The sequence below is a fragment of the Acetomicrobium mobile genome (genome assembly GCF_937920065.1).
In genome coordinates this window covers 1-5680 of the sequence record NZ_CALETC010000193.1, presented here as the reverse complement: position 1 = coordinate 5680, position 5680 = coordinate 1, and the positions used below count along the sequence as shown (strand labels likewise).

8 protein-coding genes are annotated in these 5680 nt (G+C 41.8%); 6 read left to right on the top strand and 2 right to left on the bottom strand.

The window, feature by feature from the left end; translation table 11 throughout:
* Positions 1-19 precede the first annotated feature (19 nt).
* The 3 genes from Q7P41_RS12715 to Q7P41_RS07565 all read left to right on the top strand — a co-directional run bounded on the left by Q7P41_RS12715 (position 20) and on the right by Q7P41_RS07565 (position 3000).
* Positions 20-175 (top strand): tyrosine-type recombinase/integrase, encoded by a 156-nt coding sequence (locus tag Q7P41_RS12715; RefSeq protein WP_369693150.1) that lies wholly within the window; start codon positions 20-22, stop codon positions 173-175.
* A 607-nt stretch (positions 176-782) separates the two neighbouring features.
* Positions 783-1439, top strand: a complete 657-nt coding sequence (locus Q7P41_RS07570; protein ID WP_303883229.1) for a hypothetical protein — start codon at positions 783-785, stop codon at positions 1437-1439.
* Positions 1429-3000, top strand: a complete 1572-nt coding sequence (locus Q7P41_RS07565) for a hypothetical protein (RefSeq protein WP_303883228.1) — start codon at positions 1429-1431, stop codon at positions 2998-3000. Before Q7P41_RS07570 ends, Q7P41_RS07565 begins: the two co-directional genes overlap by 11 nt.
* A gap of 137 nt (positions 3001-3137) precedes the next feature.
* Here the strand turns inward: Q7P41_RS07565 and Q7P41_RS07560 are convergent, their stop codons facing one another.
* Positions 3138-3620: an ImmA/IrrE family metallo-endopeptidase gene (locus tag Q7P41_RS07560; RefSeq protein ID WP_303883227.1), complete on the bottom strand. Its 483-nt coding sequence runs from the start codon at positions 3618-3620 to the stop codon at positions 3138-3140.
* 34 nt (positions 3621-3654) lie between these two features.
* Positions 3655-4113, bottom strand: a complete 459-nt coding sequence (locus Q7P41_RS07555; protein ID WP_303883226.1) for a helix-turn-helix domain-containing protein — start codon at positions 4111-4113, stop codon at positions 3655-3657.
* Positions 4114-4303: 190 nt separating this feature from the next.
* Between Q7P41_RS07555 and Q7P41_RS07550 the strand changes: the two genes are divergently transcribed.
* The 3 genes from Q7P41_RS07550 to Q7P41_RS07540 all read left to right on the top strand — a co-directional run.
* Positions 4304-4567 (top strand): helix-turn-helix domain-containing protein, encoded by a 264-nt coding sequence (locus tag Q7P41_RS07550; protein ID WP_303883225.1) that lies wholly within the window; start codon positions 4304-4306, stop codon positions 4565-4567.
* Positions 4568-4569: 2 nt separating this feature from the next.
* Positions 4570-5193: a putative metallopeptidase gene (locus Q7P41_RS07545; protein WP_303883224.1), complete on the top strand. Its 624-nt coding sequence runs from the start codon at positions 4570-4572 to the stop codon at positions 5191-5193.
* Positions 5180-5680, top strand: a 501-nt coding sequence (locus Q7P41_RS07540; protein WP_303883223.1) for a Lin1244/Lin1753 domain-containing protein, incomplete at its 3' end; no start/stop codon positions are given. The genes Q7P41_RS07545 and Q7P41_RS07540, both read left to right, overlap by 14 nt.

Here is a 5680-nt window from a genome sequence, read left to right as displayed (position 1 = left end):
TGTTTAAAGGCCTTACGACCTGCGACATGCCTTTGCCCTGTCTTACCTGCGAAAGATTGGAGACCTGCTGTCGTTACAGCGTATCATGGGCCATACCGATCTTGCAATAACCAAACGTTACGTAGCCTACACGCTAGGCGACATAAAAAACAGCATGCTAAGGTCTCACTGGTGAACAAGCTTGTATCGGTGAGGAAGAGAGTAAGGAGGACAAAACAGCCTTAAAACAAGTGGAGCAAGGGTTGAAACAAGGGCAACAGATCGTATCGTTGCTTGTATGTTTTGCCATTGCGTAAACCGTATTTCTTATATAAGGGTGTCCTGCTAAATTAAGCCGAATATTGTTATAACGCAGCAAATAGGAGTTCAAAAATTACTGATGGTATGATACAATAAATGTGTTGAAAAACACATTATCTCTTTTCACCCTATGTTATCTTTACTTTAAACTAACGAGAAACACGAGACAAAAGGAGGACTCCTACGTGCTTGGACAAGGGTCAAACCAAAAGACCTTTTTCGGCGAAATAGCAGGTTGCCAAGCAACCCTATTTTATCCAGAGGGAATTAGTATGCCTTTTTCAATTTGCGCGAGGCGAAAAACAGGTAAAAAAGACAGATAAAAGCCCGTAAAACGAAACAAATAGGTCATAAAATGATCAAAAAACATGTCCCTTAACGGCGTGAAGTGAAAGTTTAAATGGAACGAGAAACTAAATGGGGTTTTTAGCAGAGTCACTGCAGACTTAGACCATAAGACATGGGAGAGCAAAAAGTTAAAAATGAAAACACCTTTAACCATTCAAGAATTAATAAAAGAAGCAAAGAAATTTTGTGAGGAACAATCTAAACTTAACCATAAAACACTGATAGGTGTTACAGATGGTAAGGCTGTTGGCACATACGTGGAACGTAAATTTAAAGAACGTTTAGAAAAATTGTATGCGGTTACTATTGGTAATAGTGCTTCTGGAATAGACTTGCCTGATCCTGAGATTAACACAGACATTAAGGTTACTTCAAAAAAGCAGCCTCAATCTTCTTGTCCATATGAATCTCCAGAGCAAAAAATATATGGTTTAGGATATAATCTTTTAATTTTTGTGTATGAGAAAATTGACAAAAATGATGAATGTACTTTAAAATTCACAAATTGTACTTTTGTGGAGAAAGAAAGAACTGCCGACTTCACTACTACAAAGCGATTAATCGAGATGTTAAAGGATGAAGCTCAGCTAGAAGACTTGGTTGCATATTTTCAGGATAGAAATATCCCAGGAGATGATATAACCCACAATAAACTAGCCCAGAAAGTACTTTCCAATCCTCCTAAAGTGGGTTATTTAACCATATCTAATGCATTACAGTGGAGACTTCAATACAGCAGAGTGATAAGTCTCAAAAACGAGGTTGCAGGAGTACACAACATTGATTGGTAAAAGAAGAAACGCAAGAGTTGAAGAATTCGGGGATTACCAAACTCCTGATTATTTTGTCGATAAAGTTTGTCAATATGTAAAGAATGAACTTAAGCTTGACCCCGATATAATTTTGGAGCCGACATTTGGATTAGGTAGTTTTATTATTGGAAGCATTAAAGCTTTCGAGAATCTAAAATCGATATTTGGTATAGAGATTAACAAAAGGTATTTTGATATTACTAAAAGAAGAATTTATGAAATTGTAAAGGATAGGAGTATTAAGATACAACTGTATAATGAAGACATATTTGTTTTTGATTTTGATGATATTAAGAATTATATAAACAAGAACGATAAACTACTTATAATAGGAAACCCTCCTTGGGTAACCAATAGTGATCTTGGTTCAATTGATAGTCGCAATATTCCTTTAAAAAGTAATTTTAAAGGCTTGAATGGCTTCGATGCAATTACTGGAAAAAGCAATTTTGATATTGCTGAGTATATTTTGTTACATTTGCTGCATGAGTTCAAGAATTATAATTATACCATAGCTATGCTCTGTAAAAGCGTTGTTGCAAGAAATATATTAAAAGACTTGAAAAGATCTAACATCAAAATATCTGATTTAAGGTTTTTAAGTTTTAATACTGAAGATATTTTCGGAATAAGTTGTGAAGCTGGTTTATTAATAATGAAATCCGGAAACAACTCTAGACTTATATGTAATGTTTATGATTTCGATAATCCTATTGATATAAAAAAATCGTTTGGATGGGTTGGAGAATATTTTATTTCTGATATTGAAAACTATATGCAAAGTGCTAATATTGATGGTAAATGTCAGTACGAGTGGAGACAAGGTATTAAACATGACTGTTCAAAGGTAATGGAGCTATCGACGAAACAACCAGATGGTACTTATATTAACGGTATGGGCGATAGAATAATTATTGAGGATGATTATGTTTATCCACTACTTAAAAGTAGTGATATAAAAAACGTGATTATTACATCCACTAGAAAAAATATCATTGTAACTCAAAAAGAAATAAAAGAAGAAACCAATAGTATAAAAGATATTTCCCCTAAACTTTGGTTATACTTACAACAACATTCTGCCTTATTGGATGGACGTAAATCATCAATATATAAAAATGCACCTAGATTTTCCATCTTTGGGATAGGAGACTATTCATTTAAGCCTTATAAAGTGGTTATATCTGGATTTTATAAGAATCCTCTTTTTGCATTGGTTTATAGTAAACATGGTAGGCCAATAATGCTTGATGATACATGTTATTTTCTTGGATTCGATAATTTTAAAGAGGCTTTAATTGTAATGTTAATATTAAATAGTAATATAGTACAAAAATTTATTAAGTCAATTGCCTTTTTAGGTTCAAAGCGACCCTACACCAAAGAAATACTAATGAGAATTGACATATTAAAAGCCAGCAAGAATATTACTTTTGATGAATTGGTTGCTCTAGCTATGAAATTGCATATAGAATATCCGTTTACAAGAGAAGACTATAATAATATTATCCGACAATTAAGTATGAAATCAGCCCTATGAGGAAATAGTATTCCCTTACCTATTCCTCGGGATTCTTTTGTGTGTGGAGTTTTTATGAGGAACCTATATGTTTAACAAGCATATAGCTCTGTAATTATGTATCATTTGAGCCATAAATACAGGCATTTTGCTTAAAATCATTCCGTCCCACGCAAATCTTTGCACACCAACCCCAGCTCTTTGAGCCTTATCTCCATGGCCTGCATAGAGACCAAGTAGCGTCGGGCAAGCCCTCGAAGGCTGTATTTGTGCGCCTCGCGGGCCAGGAGCTTTTTGGGCATTAAAAACTCCGCGGCGAAGGCGTTGGCCGCGCGCTCCTGCCTGGACTCGCGCTTTATCATGCCGCCTCCGCTCTCGGAAAAGGAAAGCGAGTTGTGCCCAAGCAGGTAGTGGCCTATCTCGTGTGCCACGGAAAACCGCCTCCGGCACAGCGGACGACTTGAGTTTACCGCTATGACAGGTTTACCGGGTGGAACGTAGATCAGCATTGCGTCGATGCTGTCCGCCTCGTCTTCTACCACCTCGATATCGAGCTTCCTCAGTGCCAATAAAACGACGTCTTCATCGCATGGCGCGCCGATCTCTTCCAAAAGTCGACGCGCCGCTATTGACGGATCCATAGCAGCGCCTCCTGTATGTGTAGTTGGATATTATTTACTCTTCCATGCGGTCTTTAACAGACTTCAGCGCATATGAGATGGTGTTTATGATGAACTTCTTATCCGCCGGTGAGAGCTTGTCCCAGCTTTCCATGACGCTCCGCAGGTTAGCTACGGCCTCGGCGTCGCGCTGCATCAGGACAGCCAGCAGCTTTTCGAGCTCTGCCGTGTCGTCGTCTGTTTTGCCCGTCTCATCTTCTGCGCCTGTGAAAAAGTATGATACGGGCACGCCCAAGACTTTCGCAAACTCGACGAGCTGAGCCACTGTGGTGCCGCGCCTGCCCGACTCAATCGCGCTTATGCTCATACGGTGAAGGCCCACCTTTTCGGCTAGGTCCTTTTGCTTCAAGCCTGCCTTTATCCGCGCGATCTTGATCCTCATCCCTATGCGCTTCGCGAGCTCTGCGCTGTCGGTATCGGTGCTTTCCGGCTGTTCTTTTCTAGTATTGGGCAATGTTCTCCCTCCCCTCATGTCTTCCACGTCATATATACCTTATTGGTTATATTTTATTCCTAATTGCATCAAATAACAACATGCAAATCAATATTGCTCAATGTAAATCATATTGACTTATGTATTGATATGTAAGTCATTTACCCGTATAATGATAAAGTATTATTTACTACAAAAGGAGGAAGTCTTCATGTACACCTGGGACAGGAAGAAGATCGGCAAGAACTTAAAGATCATGAGGGTAAAAAAGGAGATCTCGCAGGCGGCGCTTGCAGAGGCTTTGGGCGTCGCTCAGGGGCACTACTCAAATATAGAACTTGGCAAGCGTCAACTTTCGCTGCATTTGTTAGCAAAGATATGCGAGATGTTCGGCGTCGATCCGACAGAGATCATCGCCGACATAGACGGACCTTCGCCGTCTCCCGGTCCAGAAGATGAGAAGACAGAGGTCTAACCATGCTCACGCTTGAGCTTGCAGAAAAGCTTAGAAGAGGCAAAAACCGTGTCGCCTGCGTGTATCGGCGGGCGGCCTGGATGCTCGTAAAAAAATTCGACATGGCGGCAAACCCTGACGAGATATTGTTTCTGGTAGACAACTCGTCAAAAAGGGCAAAGGAGCCGGCCTCCATTTGGCAGATGCCCGAGTGGGTCGAAGACGTCATCTACCAAATAGCAGGCGTGAGGCTGAAGTTCGTCATTAAGCTACGCCTTGCTATGTTAGACAGCCTGCCGCCTTCTGCCGTTACAGCCGTTTTATACCACCAGCTGAGGCACATAAAGGAAGACGCAGACGGGACGACTCACCTCGACATGCGACACGACGTCGAGGACTTCCAGGAGCTTTTGCCCTTCCGCGGCTACGTTTACGGTGCAGACATACCGAACCTGCTTGACGTAAACCCTGCGGAAATCTTTACCGACATACCGCTTCAACTTCAGCTTGGGGCTGTGGTGGCGGATAACGGACAAGGGCAGGAAAAAGATGCGGCGGATGCGGCAGACATGGAAGATATGGAATACGAGAAATACGCGGAAGGCTCGGCGGAAGGCGAAGAGGTGGAAAGCTATGAAGTGGTTTAAGCACGACACCTCATCGTCAAGGACCGAAAAACTAGCCATGCTTAAGGCGACGAGGGGCCTTGAGGGGTACGGTTTTTACTGGAATGTCTTGGAGATCATAGCGGAAAGTGCCGGGAAAACGGGCGCGTCCGCGTCGGGTTCCGCCTGCTTTCCGCTTCAAACTTGGTGCGGACTTATAGGAGTTCCGCCTCAAACCTTCCGGAAACTTGCGGAAAACTGCCGGGAACTTGGCCTGTTTTCGGTGAGTTTCCGCGAAGTTTCGGGCGTGGAGGTGGCGGAAATCTCGACCGACGCTTTAGCGGAAATGGCCGACGAATACAGCAGCCGCAAGGCTTCTCGGAAAAAGGAGCAGGTGGAAACATCGGGAGAGTGTCGGGACAATGTCGGGACAATGTCCGCTGTAGATAAGAATAGAACAGATAAGAACAGAAAAGATAAGAGTAGAGAAGATATAGATACTACTTCCGCTTGCGCGGAAGCGTCCGCG

Coding starts and splice junctions, on each gene's coding strand:
- Q7P41_RS07570 (WP_303883229.1), top strand. CDS start 783: ATGAAAACACCTTTAACCATTCAAGAATTAATAAAAGAAGCAAAGAAA.
- Q7P41_RS07550 (WP_303883225.1), top strand. CDS start 4,304: ATGTACACCTGGGACAGGAAGAAGATCGGCAAGAACTTAAAGATCATG.
- Q7P41_RS07545 (WP_303883224.1), top strand. CDS start 4,570: ATGCTCACGCTTGAGCTTGCAGAAAAGCTTAGAAGAGGCAAAAACCGT.
- Q7P41_RS07560 (WP_303883227.1), bottom strand. CDS start 3,620: ATGGATCCGTCAATAGCGGCGCGTCGACTTTTGGAAGAGATCGGCGCG.